Genomic DNA, 17,269 nt, shown 5'->3' on the forward strand with positions numbered 1-17,269 from the left:
GCGGCACGTGCGCCGCGGCGCCGCCGGCTTACTTGACCTGGTCGGCGAGCGGCTGCAGGAACGCGGAAAAGCCGGTCAGCATGATCTGCACGCCGATGCACAGCAGCAGGAACGCCGACACGCGCTTCGCGACCTTGGTGCCCTCGCTGCCGAGGTAGCGCGACAGCAGCGCGGAACGGCTGTAGACCTGCCAGATCACGATCGCGACCAGCACGGACACGGCGATCGACACGATGCTCGACAGCATGAACTCCGACAGCTTGTGTGTGCGGTTCGCGTTCAGCGCGATCGCGGTCGCGATCGAGCCGGGGCCGACCGTCAGCGGCATGGTCAACGGGAAGAACGCGCGCGTCATGATCGCGTTCGCGTCGATCGGCTTGACCGGCGTATCGCCGCCGCCCGGCCCGTCGGGTTCGTTCAGCATCTGCCAGCCGGCCACCGCCACCGCGAAGCCGCCGCCGATCCGCAGCGCTTCCATCGAAATCCCGAAGAAATGCAGCACCGGCGTGCCGGCGAAGAACGCGACCATCAGCACGATGAACGCGTTGAATGCCACCTTTCTCGCGAGCAGATCGCGTTCTTGCTCGGTGAGCGCCTCGGTCCGTTCGAGAAACAGGAACGCGATGCCGATCGGGTTGATGATGCCGATCAGGCCGGTGAAGCCGAACAGGATCTCGGAGATAAGGCGGTTGACGATCATCGGATGAAGAATCGGTCGGGGCTGGGCCGGCAGCGCGCCGGAGGTCACGCATTGTAGAGCAAGCGCCCGCGCCCGCACCGCAAAATTCGGCCGGGCCCGCCGCGCGGGCGCACGCGGCCGTTTCCCCTTACCCCGCGCCCGTCTCCCATGCCGGCGACCGCTTCGCGAAGAACGCGGCGAAGCCTTCCTTCGCTTCCGGTGTCGCCCGCACGCGGGAGATCGTCTGCGCGGTGAACGCCGCGCGCTCGTCCGACGGCGGATACTCGCCGATCGCGTCGAAGAAGCGCTTGATCTCCATCAGCGCGTTCGGGCCGTTGCGGCCGAGTTCGGCGAGTGTCCGCTCGAGCGTTTCGTCGAGCGAATCGAGCGGCACGGCCTGGTGGATCAGACCGATCGCGACCGCGTCGCCGGCGGCGAGCTGGGTCGCCGTCAACGCGAGCCGGCGCGCCTGGCGCTGGCCGACCGCCTCGACCAGATACGGGCCGATCACCGCCGGCAGGATTCCGAAGCGCGCCTCGCTGACCGAGAAGCGCGCGTGATCGCTCGCGATCACGATGTCGCACGCCGCGCACAGGCCCACGCCGCCGCCGAACGCATGGCCCTGCACGCGCGCCACCGTCGGCTTCGGGCATTGCCGGATCGCGCGCATCATCGCGGCGAAACGCTGCGCATCGCGCAGGTTCGCCGCCGCGTCGTTCGCGCTCGCGCGCTGCATCCACTGCAGGTCGGCGCCCGCGCAGAACGCGCGGCCGTCCGAACGCAGCACGATCGCGCGCACGTCGTCGCGCCGGCCGAGCGACGTGAACGCATCGGTCAGCTCGGCGATCATCGTCTCGTCGAACGCGTTGAGCACGTCGCCGCGCTGCAGCGCGACGGTGGCGATACCGCGCGCATCGACCGTGACGGCCAGGGTCTTCAATTCATCCATCGCACAGGTTTCCTCGGGGAGTACGGCAAACGGGGGCTCAGGCGGCCGCGCGGCGGTCGATCACGCGTCGCGCCTTGCCGGTCGCGGTCGCGGGAATGCCGCCCGCCGGCAGTACCGTCACGCCGGACGACACGCCGACCAGCGTCTTGATCCGGTGCTGCAGCTCGCGCGCGAGCGCCGCACGATCGCTTTCGCCGACGGACGCGGCCGCCTCGGAGCGCAGTTCGACCGCGACGTCGAGCCGGTCCATATGACCGTCGCGCGACAGCGTGATCTGGAACTGGCCCGACAACTGCGGCAGCGCGACGACGATCTCCTCGATCTGGCTCGGGAACACGTTCACGCCGCGCATGATCAGCATGTCGTCGGAGCGGCCGGTGATCTTCGCGAGACGGCGCATCGCGCGTGACGTCGGCGGCAGCAGCGCGGTGAGGTCGCGCGTGCGGTAGCGGATCACCGGCATCGCCTCCTTCGTCAGCGACGTGAACACCAGCTCGCCGTGGCTGCCGTCCGGCAGCACTTCGCCCGTGACCGGGTCGATGATCTCCGGGTAGAAATGGTCCTCCCAGATCACCGGGCCGTCCTTCGTCTCGACGCATTCGCACGCGACGCCCGGGCCCATCACTTCCGACAGCCCGTAGATGTCCAGCGCGTCGATGCCCACGCGCGTCTCCACTTCCTCGCGCAGCGCCTGCGTCCACGGCTCGGCGCCGAAGATGCCGATCTTCAGCGACGACTCGGCCGGGTCCATCCCCTGCCGCACCATTTCGTCGATCAGGTTCAGCATGTACGACGGCGTGACGAGGATGATCTTCGGCTCGAAATCGCGGATCAGCTGCACCTGCTTCTCCGTCTGCCCGCCCGACATCGGCACGACCATGCAGCCGAGCCGTTCCGCGCCGTAGTGAATCCCGAGCCCGCCCGTGAAGAGCCCGTAGCCGAACGCGTTGTGCAGCGTGTCGCCCGGGCAGCCGCCCGCTGCGCGGATCGAACGCGCGGTGACGTTCGCCCACGTGTCGATGTCGCGCGCGGTGTAGCCGACCACGGTCGGCTTGCCGGTCGTGCCGCTCGACGCATGCACGCGCACGACCTGCTCGCGCGGCACCGCGAAGAGCCCGAACGGATAGTTGTCGCGCAGGTCGTTCTTGGTCGAGAACGGGAATTTCGCGAGATCGGCGAGCGACTTCAGGTCGTCCGGATGCACGCCCGCCGCGTCGAACGTGCGGCGATAGTGCGGGACGTTGTCGTACGCATGGCGCAGCGACCACTTGAGGCGCGCGAGCTGCAGCGCCTGCAGTTCGTCGCGGCTGGCGGTCTCGATCGGTTCGAGGGCGGCTGCGGGATGCGTCGGGTGAGTCATCGGAGTGCTCCTCCAGTGGAGTGATGTCGTTGTCGTGTTCGAGGTAACGGGGCCGGCGTCACGAGCGGAACGTGCGGCCGGCCGCATGCAGTGCGGCGATGCGCGGCGACACGCGGTAGCGGTCCTCGCCGTAGCTCGCCGCGAGGTTCGACAGCACGCGATGCACGCGGCCGATGCCGATCGCATCGGCCCACGCGAGCGGGCCGCACGGGTAGTTCACGCCCTTCTCCATCGCGAGATCGAGATCGGCGGGCGAGCACACGCCCTGGTTCACCGTGTCGGCCGCCTCGTTCGCGAGCATCGCGACGGTGCGCATCGCGACCATACCCGGCACGTCCGCGATGCCGACCACACGAAAACCCGCCTGCTGGAACAGGCCGACCGCGTCCGCATACGCGGCATCGCTGCACTGGAGCGCGCGCGTCAGCGCAACGAGCCCGGCCTGCGCGTAATCGCGCGCCAGGTCGACCAGCACCAGATCGGCCACGCCCGTCTGCGCGGCGCGGGCGGTAGCCGTGCGGCCGTCGGTCAGCGCGATCGACGCGCGGCCGGCCGTCGCGAGCAGGTCGTCGGCATGCGCGCCGGCCTGCCGGGCGAGCGCGACGCGTTGCGCGAAACGCGCATGCAGCGCGGCGGCCGGGCCGTCCTGCGCAAACAGCGCGACGTCGGCCGGCGCGTCGCGCGGCGTTTCGACATCGGGCGCGGGCGGCGTCGCCCCGTCCGCATACGAATAGAAGCCGCGCCCCGACTTGCGCCCGAGAAAGCCCGCGTTCACGAGTTCCTGCTGGATCAGCGACGGCGTGTAGCGCGGATCGTTGAAGTACGCGCGAAACACCGATTCGGTCACCGCGAAGTTCACGTCGTGCCCGATCAGGTCCATCAGCTCGAACGGCCCCATCCGGAAGCCGCCGGCCTCGCGCATCACCGCGTCGATCGAGGCCGGCGTGCCGCCCTGCTCGTTCAGCACCCGCAGCGCTTCCGCGTAGTACGGCCGCGCGACGCGGTTCACGATGAAGCCGGGCGTCGATTTCGCCATCACGGGCTGCTTGCCCCATGCGGCGGCGCTCGCGTAAAGCCGTTGCGCAACGTCGGGCGCGGTCGCGAGCCCGCTGACCACTTCGACGAGCGCCATCAGCGGCGCCGGGTTGAAGAAATGCAGGCCGGCGACGCGCTGCGGCACGCGCAGCCCCGCCGCGATCGACGTGATCGAGATCGACGACGTGTTGGTTGCCAGCACGCACGCATCGTCGACATGACGCTCGAGCGTCGCGAAGATCTCGCGCTTCACGTCGAGCCGCTCGGCCGCCGCCTCGACGATCAGCGCGGCGCCCGCGAAATCGGCCAGTTCACGCACCGCGCGAATCCGGTTGCCGGCCGCGTCGGCTTCGGCCGGTTCGAGCCGGCCTTTCTCCGCGAGTCGCGCGAACTGCGCGCGGATGCCCGTCAGCGCGCGCTCGCACGCGGCTTCGTTCAGGTCGTACAGCAGCACCGTATGGCCGGCCGCCGCCGCAACCTGCGCAATGCCCGCGCCCATCGCGCCGGCACCGATCACGCCGACGACGGCCGACGGCGCCAGCGCGCCCGAGTTCACCGAATGTGCAGAAGAAACAGCCATCGCTTGCGATCCGTCATGAAGTGGAAGTGCGGGCAATTATAAACCGACCGGTCGGTAGATTTATGTCAGGGCGTGCCCGAATGTGTCGTGCAAGAGACCGTTACGGAAACTGCAATGACAAAAAATTTGAAAGTCCCGGGCACTTTTTGCGAACAGAAAGGTCAATGAAAGCATTCGAATATGAGATGGTGCCCCCCAAACGCCTGATAAAATTCGACAAATCGCCGGATTTCAGGGGGAAACCGCGTGCCACGTCGCCACCGCCGTCCATCGCCGGCCGCCCTTCCGGGGTCGGAACCGGGCCTCCGGCTCGCGCGTCTCACACGGGCTCGTGCCGCCTTCTGCGGCCGGCCGCATCGAATCGTTTCATCCAGCGACGGGCTCCGTCCCGCCCGCGCCCCTCGCCGCTTCACGGCGGCGAATCCAGGGCAGCGCCGTTGCGTGCTGCCACCCTTCGGTTTCATCGTCCTCGTTCGGCGGATAGTACGGCCGGGCTTCGTCAATCCGTGACGGCGCGTCGCGCGCCGCCACCCGCGTAAGGAAACCCTCCATGCCGCTCTCGTCCAACCAGCTCCCGCGCTGGACCCTCGTCGCCCCGCTTGCCGCGTGGCTGGTCCTCGCGCTGTCGCGCGTCGTGCCGGCCGAAGGCCTCGTCATCGCGGTGTTGGCCGCCGCGCTCGCCGGCGCCGTGTTCGCCGCCGTCCACCACGCCGAAGTCGTCGCGCATCGCGTCGGCGAGCCGTTCGGCACGCTCGTGCTCGCGGTCGCCGTGACCGTCATCGAGGTCGCGCTGATCGTCTCCGTGATGCTCGGCGCGGGCCCCGAGAAATCGGGCCTCGCCCGCGACACCGTGTTCGCCGCCGTGATGATCATCTGCAACGGCATCGTCGGCATCTGCCTGCTGGTCGGCGCGTGGAAGCACGGCGAGCAGGACTTCCAGGGGCGCGGCGCGAGCAAGGCGCTCGCGGTACTCGCGTCGCTGTCGGTGCTGTCGCTCGTGATGCCGAACTACCTGAACGCCGCACCGGGCCCGTTCTTCTCGAAATCGCAGCTCGCGTTCGCCGGCGTGTCGTCGCTCGTGCTGTACGGCGCGTTCGTGTTCGTGCAGACCGTGCGCCACCGCGACTACTTCCTCGCCGCGCACGACAGCGCGAACGAGGCGGTTCACGCGGCGGCCCCGAGCAACCGCACCGCCGTGATCAGCATGGTGCTGCTGTTCGCCAGCCTCGTCGCCGTGGTGCTGCTCGCGAAGCTGCTGTCGCCGGCCGTCGAGCATGCGGTGCTGCAGCTCGGTGCGCCCGAAGCCGCGGTCGGCATCGTGATCGCCGCGCTCGTGCTGCTGCCCGAAGGGCTCGCGGCCGTCACCGCCGCGCGCGCGAATCGCCTGCAGACCAGCATGAACCTCGCGCTCGGCTCGGCGCTCGCGAGCATCGGGCTCACGATCCCGACCGTCGCGGCCGTGTTCATCTGGGTCGGCCAGCCGCTCACGCTCGGCATCGGCCCGATGGAAACCGTGCTGCTGGCGCTGACGCTGCTGGTCAGCACGCTGACGCTCAGCCAGGGCCGCACGACGGTGCTGCACGGCGTCGTGCACCTGTCGCTGTTCGCCGCGTACCTGTTCCTGTCGATCACGCACTGACGCCAGAATGCACACGGCCCGGCGGAGCTTCTCCGCCGGGCCGTTGCAATCCATCCCCCCTTCAGTCACCCACGCCGCCGCTGTCGCACCGGAATCACCCGATGCTGGCCCGCCAGGATCAGGTTCGGGTTCGCGAGGGTGTTGCGACGTCGAATCTCTTGATAGCGCTCACCACGGCCGAGCCTGCTCGCGTTCGTTTTTCAAGCTCGATCGAAATGCGTCGGACGCCGGCAGCCGCCGGCCGGTCACGCAAGCCGACGGCGCAATGCAAGGCGGGGCGCGACGAGCGTCACGAGGCGCCGATGCGGGCGCCGCTCAGGATTGCAAAATTGTCACGCGCCGGCATCGTGCAGGCGGCCAACTCAGAATCCGTACAGCACCGCCGGATTGTCGGCCAGAATCGCCCGGGTGAGCACGTCGTCCGCGGTGCAGTCATCCAGCCAGCGGAGCAAGCTCGTGTCGTCCGGAACCGGCGACGTGTTCGGGTGCGGCCAGTTGCTGCCCCACACGCAACGCGCCGAATGGTTGCGCGCCAGCACGGCGGCCAGACGCGCGACATCGTCGTAGCCGGGCGCGCCCGAGCGTGACGTCTCGTACGGCGCGGACAGCTTCACCCATGCGTGGCCGCGATCGAGCAGGCGGCGCAGCGCGACAAACGCCGGCGCGTCCGGCGCGACGGGCGTCAGGAACTTGCCCGTGTGATCGATCACGAGACGCGCCTGTAGCGACGACAACGCCGGCAGCACGTCCGGCAGCGTCCGGCCGTCGAGCTGCACGTCGATGTGCCAGCCAAGCGGCCCGATCCGCGCGGCCACCCGCTCCAGGTCGTCCCACCGCGCCAGGCCGCCCGACAGCATCATGAACCGCACACCGCGCACGCCCGCCGCATGCAATCGCGCCAGTTCTGCGTCCGGCACGTCGACCGGCAGCGTCGCGACGCCGCGCGCCCGCTCGCCGAATGCGGCCAGCGCGTCGAGCAGGCAGCGGTTGTCGACGCCATAGCCGGTCGGCTGCACGATCACGACGCGAGCAAGGCCGAGCGCCTGCTGCACGCGGCGATACGCATCGACCGGCGCGTGCGGCGGACGGAACGTCGCCGTCGGTGCGAGCGGATAGGCGTCGTCGTAGATATGGATGTGGCAATCGCAGGCGTCGGCCAGCCGCCCGGCGCGCTCGTCGCGTGTCATCGCGTGCCCCTCCCCGTATCCGGGCGTGCCGTCCGCCAGCGCGCGAGCCGCGTCGCACGCTCCGCGTTGACCGCGCCGCGCGGCACGCTGCCGGCGAGCAGCGCGGCGAGCTGATCGACCGTCTCCAGTGCCTGGTGCTCGACCGCGGGCAGCGTCAGGCCGCCGACGTGCGGCGTCGCGATCACGCGCGGATGCGCGGCGAGTGCGGGCGTAGGCATCTGGTCCGCCGCGCGCCCGACGTCGAGGGCGCAGCCTGCGAGCCGGCCGGTGTCGAGCGCGTCGGACAGCGCCCGCTCGTCGACCAGCTCGCCGCGCGACGCGTTGATGAAGTACGCGCCCGGCTTCATCGCCGCGAACGCACCCGCATCGATCAGGTTCGCGGTTTCCGGCGTTGCCGGCGCGAGGCACACGACGAAATCGGCAGCCTGCAGCAGCGCGGGGAATTCGACCTGTTCGAGCGTCGGCTCGTCGACGCGCACGTACGGATCGCTGACGAGCACGCGCATCCCGAGCGCCGTCGCGATCGGCGCGAGGTGGCGCGCGATCTGTCCGTAACCGATCAGGCCGAGCGTGCTGCCGCGCAATTCGCGGCCCATCCGCGGCGCCGGCGGCGTTCCCTGGTGGTACGCCGACGCATAGCGGCCGATACCGCGCGCCAGATCGATCATCGCGCCGATCGTCCACTCGGCGACCGCCGGCGCGAAGCCGGGGCTCGCCTGCGTGACCAGCACGCCGAATGCGCTCGCCGCGTCGACATCGACGGTGCGGATATCGACCGCGCACCGCAGAAACGCCGCCAGCGCGGGCAGCCCCGCGAACAGCGCATGCGGCGCGGGCGTCTGCCGGTACGCGATCATCGCATCGCAACCCTGCGCGGCCGCCACCAGTTCGTCCGTGCGCAGCTCGCGATCGAGCGGGTTGCACGTGACGTCCGCGATCGCCTGCAGCGCGCGCATCGCCTTCGCGCCGAAATACTGGTCGAGCCGCCCGGACGGATGCGTGATGAAGACGCGCGTCATGCGGCGCCTCCGTGCGAATCGTCGACCTGCGGCGGCGACGCGACCGACGCGCGCTCGACGAGCGTCACGCCGGAAAACACGTGCGGCTCGGGCGCAGGCGGCGACTCGCCGTCCGGCCGCATCACGCGCCGCACCATTTCCTCGGCCATCTCGGTGACGGGCAATTGCACCGTGGTCAGCGCCGGATTGGAAATCGCCGACAGGAAATGCCCGTCCATCCCGACGACCGACACGTCGTCCGGCACGCGCAGCCCGCCGTCGCGCAAGCCGGCCATCAGGCCGAGCGCGAACAGGTCGTTGACCGCGACGATGCCGGTCGGCCGCGCCGGATCGGCGGCAAGCGCGACGCCGAGCGCACGCCCCACGTCGACGATCACCGCATCGCCGTACTCGTTCGCGGGACCGCCGTCGAGCACCTGCGCATTCGCGTCGAGGCCCGCGTCGCGCGCCGTCGCGAGAAAGCCGCGGATCTTGTCACTGCGGCTCACGGTCATGCCGGCAACCGTCGCGAACGCGAGCCGCCGGTGTCCCGCGTCGACGAGGCAACGCGTCGCGAGCCGCGCGGCGGCCTCGTTGTCGGCCGTGACGTGATCGACCTTCGACGGCTCGCCCGGCGTCGCGCGCCGGTCGTAGCTCACGACCGTCATCCCGCGCGCGGCCGCGCGCTCGAGATGGCTTTCGTCGGCCAGCGACGAGATCACGATCACGCGCCGCACGCCATGCGCGAACAGGTCGTCGAAGAACGACGCCTCCTTCGTCGCATCGCGATACGTATTGCCGATCAGCACGCGATGACCGTAGCGTTCCTGCGCACAGGCCTCGACCTCGCGCGCGATGTAGCCGTACATCGGGTTCGCCATCGACGGCACCAGCAGCCCGACGAGCGGCGTCTGCCCCGTCTTGAGCTGGCGCGCGAGCGTACTGGGCCGGTACTGCAGCGCCTGCATCGCGGCCTGCACGCGTTCGAGCGTTTCCTGCTTCATCTGGTCGGTGCGGCCGTTGAGCACGTTCGAAACCGTGCTGACCGAAACGGCCGCATGACGGGCCACGTCCTGAATCGTACTCATGTCGTCTTGCGGTAAAGGGCGGCTACAGGCCGAAGCGGGCCGGCAGCCACAACGAAAACGCCGGTGCGAGAATCAGCGCCACGAGGGCGGCCACCAGCACCAGCAGATATTTCACCATCGGGCGGGCGACGTGCCGGACTTCGGTGCCCGTGATCGCGCAGGTCGTGAACAGCCCGAGCCCGACCGGCGGTGCGAACAGCCCCAGCCCCATCGCCACCACCACGACCGTGCCGAAATGCAGCGGGTTGATGCCGAGCTGCAGCGCGATCGGCGCAAGCAGCGGCCCGAAGATGATCAGCGCCGGCGCGCCCTCGAGCACCGCGCCGAACACGACCATCACCAGCGCCGCGAGCAGCAGGAACATCGTCGCGCCGTACTGGTGGGCGAACGCCGTCATTGTGCCCGAGACCAGCGCGGGAATTTGCTCGATCGACAGCGCGAACGACACGCTCGACGCCGCGGCGACGATGAACAGGATGCCACCCGCCATCGACGCGGCGCGCACGAACACGCGCCCGACCGAACGCCAGGTCAGCTCGCGAAACGCGAGCCAGCCCGCCACGAGCGCATAGACCACCGCAAACGCGGACACCTCGGTCGACGTCGCGATCCCCGACGTCACGCCCTTGCCGATCATCGCGACCATCGCCAGTGCGACCAGCGCGCCGCCCGCGAGCGGCAGCCATGCGCGGCGCTCCGTGAACACCGCCGAGACGTCGATGCGGCGGCCGGTGATCACCGTGACCACGGCGAGCGACGCGGCCAGCACCGCGGCCGGCACGATGCCCGCGACGAACAGCCCGGCAATCGAGATGTTCGCGACGAAGCCCATGATGATCATGTTCACGCAGGGCGGGATGGTCTCGGCCATCACCGCGCTGCACGCGAGCAGCGCGGCCGTTTCGTCAGGATCCTGGCGCGCGCGGCGCACGGCCGGCATCACGACGCCGCCGACCGCGGCGATGTCCGCGAGCTTGGAGCCCGACACGCCGGAAAAGCAGGCCGTCGCGAGAATCACGATCAGTCCGAGCCCGCCGCGCACGCGCCCGAAGATTCGCAGCAGCAGTTCGACGAGCCGTGCGGACATGCCGTTCGATTCCATCAGCAGCCCCGCCAGCACGAAGAACGGCACGGCGAGCAGCACGAAGTGATCGGCGCCGGCCATGACCTGCTGCGAGTAGACGAGCAGCGGCAGCGTCGGGTCGGCCAGGAAATACAGCAGCGCCGAGAACGCGAGCACGAAACCGATCGGCACGCCCAGCACGAGCCCGCCGATGAACCCGGCCGCCAGCAGCATGCCGGGCGCGATCGCGTGCGCCGGCACCAGCGCATTCCATCCGTACAGCGCGGCCGCGCATCCCGCGCAGCACGCGAGCGTGCCGACCACGCGGCGGCGCGGCGCGTCGAGCGCGTTCGCCAGCGCGAACACGGTCATGAACAGCGCGCCGAACATCATCGGATACACGTTGATCCACCCCGGCAGCCCGCCCGGCGTCAGCTGGTCGTACGAATCGGCGAGCAACTGGCACGACGACACCAGCAGGTTCAGCGAGACGGCCGCGACGATCCAGTGGCCGATCTGCACGAGCGCCCCCTGCCAGCGCGCCGGGAACCAGCCGCGAAACAGGTCGATGCCGACGTGCTGGCTGCGCCCCAGCACCGTCGCCGCGCCGAAGAACACCAGCACGATCATCAGCGCGCTCGCGACCTCCTCGGTCCAGTCGAGCGGGTCGTGCAGGAAATAACGGCACACGACCGACACGAACACGACGAGCACGTCGACGGCCAGCACCGCCGCGGACACGATTTCGATCGTGCGCAGCATCGCGTCCACCATGCGGGCGGCGCGGCGCGCCGGACGGCCGGCGCCCGGCGCCGCCGCGGCGCCCGAAACGGAACAGGTCTCCATCGCTCAGCTCCGTGCGGCGGCGATCGCCGGAAACAGCGGCGCGGTCGCCGGATACTGCGCGGCGAACGCCGTATAGAGCCGGTCGTGCATCGTCTGCCGCAACGCCGCGCGTTCGGCCTCCGCCATCGGATGAAAGCGCATGCCGCGCTGCTTCAGCGCCTGCTCGGCCTGGTCGGCCTTCTGCGCGGCGATCGCGCGCTGCTGCGCGGTTGCGTCGGTCACCGCGCGATCGAACGCGGGGCGCAGGTTCGCCGGAATCCGGTCGAGCGCGCGCCGCCCCATCACGACGGTCATCGCGGCAAACACGTGATGCGATTGCCAGCACGATTTCACCACTTCCTCGAATTTGCTCGCGAGCACCGTGGCCGGATCGTGCTCGAGCCCGTCGACGACGCCCGTCTGCACGGCCATGTACAGCTCGCCGAACGGAATCGGCGTCGGCACCGCGCCCATCGCCTTGAACGTGTCCATGAAGGCCGGCGTCGGCAGCACGCGCAGCTTCGTGCCCCTGATCCCCTGCAGCGCGACCACGGGCTGTTTCGTGAACACGCAACGCCCGCCGAAATGCGAGCCCCAGGTCAGCACCGTGCAGCCCGCGCGTTTTTGCAGCAGCGCGTTCAGGGTTTTGCCGACCGGGCCGTCGAGCACTTTCGCGAGATGCGCATAGTCGTCGAACAGATAGCCGAGATCGAGCATCCCGAGTTCCGGCGCCACCGTCGCCCAGATCGACGAACCCGCGATCATCATGTCGATCGCGCCGATCTTGACCTGCTGCGCGACGTCGCTCTCCTTGCCGAGCTGGCTGTTCGGGAAGTAGTCGACGCGAATCGCATCGCCCACGCTCGCCTTCAGGTTCGCGGCCAGCCGCTCGTACCACGCGTAGTGCGCGGCGTTCTGGTCGGCCGGCATCGACGACGAGCAGCGCAACGTCACCGCAGGCTGCGCGCGCGCCACGCCGGGCAAGCCGCCCGCGGCCGCGAGCGTGGCGACGGACGCCGTCTGCAGAAAGCGCCGCCGGGTGTAGGTATTCATGGGCCGTCTCCTGTGCGTTTGCGTCTCGCGACGCAACTGTATCGATTTAGTGTATCCATACAGTAATACGACGACCGACAAGCTGAAAAGAGAGGGTTTTCCCGTGACCCAGATGAAAACGGGCGGAGGTGCCCGCCCGATTCCTGTGCGATATTCTATGAATCGATGGCATTTCACCGAATCACGAACGATTCGGAAAGGATTCGGATCGCTATCTCGAATTGTCAGACGACAGACTTATTACAGCGTCCGCTGACGCGAGCCGCCGCCTTGCCGCGCGCCGCCGTGGCCGCCCGCTTCGTCGGCGCTCTCGGTCAGAAACCGCTCGACCATCGCATTGAATACCGGCAGCGCCGGATTGTCGTTGTCCGCGCGCCATGCGAGATACAGCTCGGCCGCCACGTCGGCGCCCGCCAGCGGCCGGAACACCACGCCGTCGACATGCAGCTCGCGCGCCGACGCCGGCACGAGCGCGGCGCCCAGCCCCGCGCGCACGAGGCCGAGGATCGTATGCGTTTGCCCGACGTAATGCAGGTAGTTCGGCAGCCGCCCCGCGTTCGCGAACAGGCCCGAGATCAGGTCGTGGAAGTATTTCCCCTCGTTCGGCGAATACGCGATGAACGGCTGCCGGTCGAGATCGTCGGGGCCGATGCGCTCGCACGCGGCGAGCGGCGCACCTTGCGCGACCGCGACCAGCATCGGCTCGCGCTGCACGAGCCGGTATTCGAGCGGCTGGCGCGCGGCCCGCTGGCGCACGAAGCCCGCATCGAGCATCCGCGACGCCAGCGCATCGATCTGCACGGTCGACACCATCTCGCGCAATTCGACGTCGACGTCCGGCAGCGCGTGCGCGGCATGCGCGAGCAGCATCGGAATCATCCGGTACGCGCTGACCGCGGTGAAGCCGAGCGTAATGCGCCCGGCGCCGCCATGCGCGACGCGCTGGGCGGCCTGCTCGGCCCGCGCGGAGAATTCGAGGATGTGCCGCGCGTCGCGCAGGAACCGCTCGCCTGCCGCGGTCAGGCTGACCTGCCGGCTGCTGCGCTCCAGCAGCGCGATGCCGAGCGCGTGTTCGAGCAGCTGGATCTGCCGGCTGAGCGGCGGCTGAGTCATGAAGAGCCGTTTGGCCGCGCGGCCGAAGTGCAGTTCCTCGGCGACCGCGACGAAGCAGCGAAGCTGGTGCAGTTCAATCATCCAATTCTTGAATCAATCGATAGGTTTTTGATGTTAGACGCATATCGATGCGATTTCTATACTCGGTTCCACCTGATGCGCGGCCCGCACCGCGCCCGCCGACCGAGACCTTCATGACCATCGACATCCTGCTCACCCAGCCGCTTCCCGACACCATCGACGCCGAACTGTCCGCCCGTTACGCGGTGCACCGGCTGTATGCGGCCGCACACCCGGACGCGCTGCTCGAGCGCGTCGCCGCGCGCATTCGCGGTGTCGTGACCGGCGGCGCGAACGGCCTGTCCGCCGCACTGATGGACCGGCTGCCCGCGCTCGAGATCGTCGCGATCAGCGGCATCGGCACCGACGCCGTCGATCTCGATCGCGCGCGGGCCCGCGGCATCCACGTGACGACGACGCCCGACGTGCTGACCGACGACGTCGCCGACATGGCGCTGGGGCTGATCCTGATGACGCTGCGCGACCTCGGCGCCGGCGAGCGCATCGTGCGCGCCGGCCGCTGGAGCAAGGCGGCCCAGCCGCTTGCGACGCAGGTGACCGGCAAGCGGCTCGGGATCGTCGGGCTCGGCCGTGTCGGGCGCGCGATCGCCGCGCGCGCGCAGGCGTTCCGGATGCCCGTCAGCTATTTCGGCCCGCGCGAGCATCGCGACAGCGGCTATCGCTTCGTGCCCGACCTCGCCGCGCTCGCGCGCGACAGCGACGTGCTCGTGATCGCGGCATCGGCCGATCACGGCAACGTGCTCGTGACGGCGGACGTGCTCGCCGCGCTCGGTCCAAAAGGATTCCTGATCAATGTCGCACGCGGCAAGCTGGTCGACGAAGCCGCGTTGATTCGCGCGCTCGCCGACGGCACGATCGCCGGCGCCGGCCTCGACGTGTTCGCGAACGAACCGCACGTGCCGGCCGCGCTGCTCGAACTCGACCGCGTGGTCGTGCAGCCGCACCGCGCAAGCGCGACCCGCGAAACGCGCGAGGAGATGGGCCGGATCGTGCTCGCCAATCTCGCCGCGTGCTTCGCGGGCCAGCGCCCGCCGACCAGCGTCACGCGCTGACCGCCGCAAGCCGTACGACGGCCCCTTACAACACCGGATGCCTTCGCACGACGAAGGCCAGGAGACACGCATGCCCCATCGATCCAGCGGCGCCGCCCTCGCCGCGTCGCCCGCCGCGTCGCGCACGATCGGCCGCGTCCGCTATGCGGTCCTCGCGCTGATTTTCGCGGTCACCGTCATCAACTATGCGGATCGCGCGACGATGTCGATCGCCGGCACCGGCGTCGCACATGACCTCGGACTCACGCCGGTGCAGCTCGGCATCGTCTTTTCCGCGTTCGCGTGGGCCTATGCGATCGGCCAGATCCCGGGCGGCTGGTTGCTCGACCGCTTCGGCGCACGGCGCGTGTACGGCCTGAGCCTGCTGCTGTGGTCGGTCTTCACGATGCTGCAGGGGACGGTCGGCTGGCTCGCCGTGCAGGGCGCGGCCGCCACGCTCGCGCTGTTCGTGATGCGCTTCATGCTCGGGCTCGTCGAATCGCCGGCGTTCCCGGCGAACTCGAGAATCGTTGCGTGCTGGTTCCCGACCGCCGAACGCGGCACCGCGTCGGCGCTGTTCAATTCCGCGCAATACATGGCCGTCGTGCTGTTCACGCCCGCGATGGCGTGGCTCACGCATGCGCTCGGCTGGGAGCACGTGTTTCTGTGGATGGGGCTGCTCGGCATCGCGCTCGCCGCGCTGTGGTTCGCGTGGTATCGCGAGCCGCACGGCCACCCGCGCGTGAGCGACGCGGAGCGCGACTACCTGCGCGCGCACGGCGCGCTCGTCGACCTCGAAGCGAACCGCGTGCGCGCGCGGCCGCGCGTGTCGTGGCACGACGTGTCGCAACTGTTTCGCCACCGGAACCTGTGGGCGATCTACATCGGCCAGTACTGCATTACCGCGCTCACCTATTTCTTCATCACGTGGTTTCCGATCTACCTGATCAAGGGGCGCGGGATGACGATCATGGAAGCCGGCTGGGTCGCCGCGCTGCCGGCGATCTGCGGCTTCACGGGCGGCGTGCTCGGCGGCGTGCTGTCGGACTGGCTGATCCGCCGCGGCATGCATCCGTCGAAGGCGCGCAAGACGCCGTTCGTCGCGGGGATGGCGATGGCGACGCTGCTCGTGCTCGCGAACGGCGCGTCGTCGAACGCGGTCGTGATCGCGCTGATGACGATCGCGTTCTTCGGCAAGGGGCTCGCGGCGGTCGGCTGGGCCGTGCTCGCCGATACGGCGCCGGAAGGCATGGTCGGGCTGAGCGGCGGCGTGTTCAACGGCCTCGGCAACATCGCCGGCATCGTCACGCCGCTCGTGATCGGCTATTTCGTCGCGAGCACGGGCTCGTTCGCCGGTGCGTTGTGGTTCGTCGCCGCGCACGGGCTGATCGGCATTGCCGCCTACGCATGGCTGGCGGGACGCTTCGAGCGGATTCGCATCGCGCCGCGCGCATGACCGTCGCCGCCGCACGTACGGTTCGGGCGGTGCGCGCCCGCGCGGGCCGTCAGGCGCGCTTGCGGCCGCCGGGCGTCTGTTCGGTGGTCAGCCGGTCGAGTTCGCGCAGATCGTTCTCCAGCGCAGGCGTGAGCGTCGTGCGCAGATGGTCGAGGAACGTGCGGATCTTCGCGTCGAGATAGCGGCGCGTCGCGTAGACCGCATACACGCTCACCGTCTGCAGCCGGTACTCGGGCAGCACGCGGATCAGCCGCCCTTCGCGGATGTCGTCGAGCACCGTATACAGCGCGACGCATGCGATTCCGCGCCCGGCGCGCACGGCGACGCACAACGCGTCCGGCACGTTCACCTGGAACGGCGCGGGCTGCAGCTCGTAGACGGTCTCCTCGCCGTCGCTGCGCTCGAGCCGCCATTCGCCGGCCGGCGATGCGGGCGTGTCGAGACGCAGGCACACGTGGTTCGGCAGTTCGTCGGGCGTTTGCGGCGTGCCGTGGCGCGCCAGGTATTCGCGCGACGCGACGAGCACGCTGCAGCTCGTGCCGCAGGTCTGCGCGACATAGCCCGAATCGGGCAGTTGCGACGCCGTCACGATCGACACGTCGTAGCCCTCCTCGACGAGATTCGGCATCCGCTGCGCCAGCGTGAGTTCGACCGACACGTCGGGGTTGTCCTCCTGGTAGCGGACGATCGACGACACGACATGGCTCTGCCCGAGCCCCGTCATCGCATGGATGCGCATCTTGCCGGTCGGCCGCAGCAGCGCGTTGCGTGCCTCCGCATTCGCGTAGTCGATTTCCGCGAGGATCGATTTCGCGCGCTCGAAATAGCGTTGGCCGCTTTCGGTGAGGCCGAGGTGGCGCGTCGTGCGATGCAGCAGGCGCGTCTGTACGTGCGCTTCGAGGTTCGATACCGCGCGCGACACCTGCGCGGTGGTCGCGTCGATTTCCTTCGCAACCGCAGTAAAACTGCCGGCTTCGACAACGCGCACGAACAGGCGCATGTTTTCGAGCATGTCCATTGAATTGGCTGGGGGAGAGTCAGTGGGGAGGCGTCGGCAGCGCTCGCGTCAGGGGGAAACGGAACGCAGCCGCGAACCACGTCGCATCGATTGCCGTGCCGGGGGAAAAGGCGG

14 protein-coding genes are annotated in these 17,269 nt (G+C 69.4%); 3 read left to right on the forward strand and 11 right to left on the reverse strand.

Translation table 11 applies throughout. The features are described from left to right. Positions 1-28: 28 nt before the first annotated feature. The 4 genes from WJ16_RS27325 to WJ16_RS27340 all read right to left on the reverse strand — a co-directional run bounded on the left by WJ16_RS27325 (position 29) and on the right by WJ16_RS27340 (position 4,603). Complete coding sequence (locus WJ16_RS27325) at positions 29-700, reverse strand: MarC family protein (protein ID WP_069260140.1); 672 nt, start codon at positions 698-700, stop codon at positions 29-31. A gap of 127 nt (positions 701-827) precedes the next feature. Beyond that, the gene (locus tag WJ16_RS27330) at positions 828-1,628 is read right to left on the reverse strand and encodes an enoyl-CoA hydratase-related protein (protein ID WP_069260141.1); all 801 of its coding nucleotides are present in this window, start codon (positions 1,626-1,628) and stop codon (positions 828-830) included. 37 nt (positions 1,629-1,665) lie between these two features. Continuing rightward, entirely contained in the window at positions 1,666-2,988 is a 1,323-nt protein-coding gene (gene paaK / locus WJ16_RS27335; protein WP_069260142.1) for a phenylacetate--CoA ligase PaaK, read from the reverse strand. Between the two features lie 58 nt (positions 2,989-3,046). Then, positions 3,047-4,603 (reverse strand): 3-hydroxyacyl-CoA dehydrogenase, encoded by a 1,557-nt coding sequence (locus WJ16_RS27340; RefSeq protein ID WP_069260143.1) that lies wholly within the window; start codon positions 4,601-4,603, stop codon positions 3,047-3,049. A 550-nt stretch (positions 4,604-5,153) separates the two neighbouring features. Here WJ16_RS27340 and WJ16_RS27345 point away from each other — a divergent pair. Further along, positions 5,154-6,242 (forward strand): calcium:cation antiporter, encoded by a 1,089-nt coding sequence (locus WJ16_RS27345; RefSeq protein ID WP_069260144.1) that lies wholly within the window; start codon positions 5,154-5,156, stop codon positions 6,240-6,242. 362 nt (positions 6,243-6,604) lie between these two features. On the opposite strand, the gene WJ16_RS27350 is transcribed toward WJ16_RS27345, so the two are convergent. The 6 genes from WJ16_RS27350 to WJ16_RS27375 form a co-directional block, all read right to left on the reverse strand. Then, entirely contained in the window at positions 6,605-7,429 is an 825-nt protein-coding gene (locus WJ16_RS27350; protein ID WP_069260145.1) for an amidohydrolase family protein, read from the reverse strand. Continuing rightward, on the reverse strand, positions 7,426-8,448 hold the full coding sequence (locus WJ16_RS27355; RefSeq protein WP_069260146.1) for a hydroxyacid dehydrogenase: 1,023 nt from the start codon (positions 8,446-8,448) through the stop codon (positions 7,426-7,428). The genes WJ16_RS27350 and WJ16_RS27355 overlap by 4 nt, the downstream gene beginning before the upstream one ends. Continuing rightward, on the reverse strand, positions 8,445-9,515 hold the full coding sequence (locus tag WJ16_RS27360) for a LacI family DNA-binding transcriptional regulator (RefSeq protein WP_069260147.1): 1,071 nt from the start codon (positions 9,513-9,515) through the stop codon (positions 8,445-8,447). The genes WJ16_RS27355 and WJ16_RS27360 overlap by 4 nt, the downstream gene beginning before the upstream one ends. 22 nt (positions 9,516-9,537) lie before the next feature. Beyond that, positions 9,538-11,424, reverse strand: a complete 1,887-nt coding sequence (locus WJ16_RS27365; RefSeq protein ID WP_069260148.1) for a TRAP transporter large permease — start codon at positions 11,422-11,424, stop codon at positions 9,538-9,540. A gap of 3 nt (positions 11,425-11,427) precedes the next feature. Next, a complete protein-coding gene (locus tag WJ16_RS27370) occupies positions 11,428-12,456 on the reverse strand; it encodes a TRAP transporter substrate-binding protein (protein WP_069260149.1) in 1,029 nt (342 codons plus the stop codon). Between the two features lie 240 nt (positions 12,457-12,696). Continuing rightward, complete coding sequence (locus WJ16_RS27375; RefSeq protein WP_069260150.1) at positions 12,697-13,650, reverse strand: LysR family transcriptional regulator; 954 nt, start codon at positions 13,648-13,650, stop codon at positions 12,697-12,699. Between the two features lie 113 nt (positions 13,651-13,763). Between WJ16_RS27375 and WJ16_RS27380 the strand changes: the two genes are divergently transcribed. Both WJ16_RS27380 and WJ16_RS27385 read left to right on the forward strand, forming a co-directional pair. Beyond that, a complete protein-coding gene (locus tag WJ16_RS27380; protein ID WP_069260151.1) occupies positions 13,764-14,702 on the forward strand; it encodes a 2-hydroxyacid dehydrogenase in 939 nt (312 codons plus the stop codon). A 70-nt stretch (positions 14,703-14,772) separates the two neighbouring features. Continuing rightward, positions 14,773-16,137 (forward strand): MFS transporter, encoded by a 1,365-nt coding sequence (locus tag WJ16_RS27385; RefSeq protein ID WP_069260152.1) that lies wholly within the window; start codon positions 14,773-14,775, stop codon positions 16,135-16,137. Between the two features lie 49 nt (positions 16,138-16,186). On the opposite strand, the gene WJ16_RS27390 is transcribed toward WJ16_RS27385, so the two are convergent. Continuing rightward, a complete protein-coding gene (locus WJ16_RS27390) occupies positions 16,187-17,155 on the reverse strand; it encodes a LysR family transcriptional regulator (RefSeq protein WP_069260153.1) in 969 nt (322 codons plus the stop codon). Positions 17,156-17,269 lie beyond the last annotated feature (114 nt).

The organism is Burkholderia metallica, assembly GCF_001718555.1.
GTDB lineage: Bacteria > Pseudomonadota > Gammaproteobacteria > Burkholderiales > Burkholderiaceae > Burkholderia > Burkholderia metallica.

Coding starts and splice junctions, on each gene's coding strand:
- WJ16_RS27340 (WP_069260143.1), bottom strand. CDS start 4,603: ATGGCTGTTTCTTCTGCACATTCGGTGAACTCGGGCGCGCTGGCGCCG.
- WJ16_RS27345 (WP_069260144.1), top strand. CDS start 5,154: ATGCCGCTCTCGTCCAACCAGCTCCCGCGCTGGACCCTCGTCGCCCCG.
- WJ16_RS27385 (WP_069260152.1), top strand. CDS start 14,773: ATGCCCCATCGATCCAGCGGCGCCGCCCTCGCCGCGTCGCCCGCCGCG.
- WJ16_RS27325 (WP_069260140.1), bottom strand. CDS start 700: ATGATCGTCAACCGCCTTATCTCCGAGATCCTGTTCGGCTTCACCGGC.
- WJ16_RS27375 (WP_069260150.1), bottom strand. CDS start 13,650: ATGATTGAACTGCACCAGCTTCGCTGCTTCGTCGCGGTCGCCGAGGAA.
- WJ16_RS27350 (WP_069260145.1), bottom strand. CDS start 7,429: ATGACACGCGACGAGCGCGCCGGGCGGCTGGCCGACGCCTGCGATTGC.
- WJ16_RS27330 (WP_069260141.1), bottom strand. CDS start 1,628: ATGGATGAATTGAAGACCCTGGCCGTCACGGTCGATGCGCGCGGTATC.
- WJ16_RS27370 (WP_069260149.1), bottom strand. CDS start 12,456: ATGAATACCTACACCCGGCGGCGCTTTCTGCAGACGGCGTCCGTCGCC.
- WJ16_RS27360 (WP_069260147.1), bottom strand. CDS start 9,515: ATGAGTACGATTCAGGACGTGGCCCGTCATGCGGCCGTTTCGGTCAGC.
- WJ16_RS27380 (WP_069260151.1), top strand. CDS start 13,764: ATGACCATCGACATCCTGCTCACCCAGCCGCTTCCCGACACCATCGAC.
- WJ16_RS27365 (WP_069260148.1), bottom strand. CDS start 11,424: ATGGAGACCTGTTCCGTTTCGGGCGCCGCGGCGGCGCCGGGCGCCGGC.
- WJ16_RS27390 (WP_069260153.1), bottom strand. CDS start 17,155: ATGGACATGCTCGAAAACATGCGCCTGTTCGTGCGCGTTGTCGAAGCC.
- paaK (WP_069260142.1), bottom strand. CDS start 2,988: ATGACTCACCCGACGCATCCCGCAGCCGCCCTCGAACCGATCGAGACC.
- WJ16_RS27355 (WP_069260146.1), bottom strand. CDS start 8,448: ATGACGCGCGTCTTCATCACGCATCCGTCCGGGCGGCTCGACCAGTAT.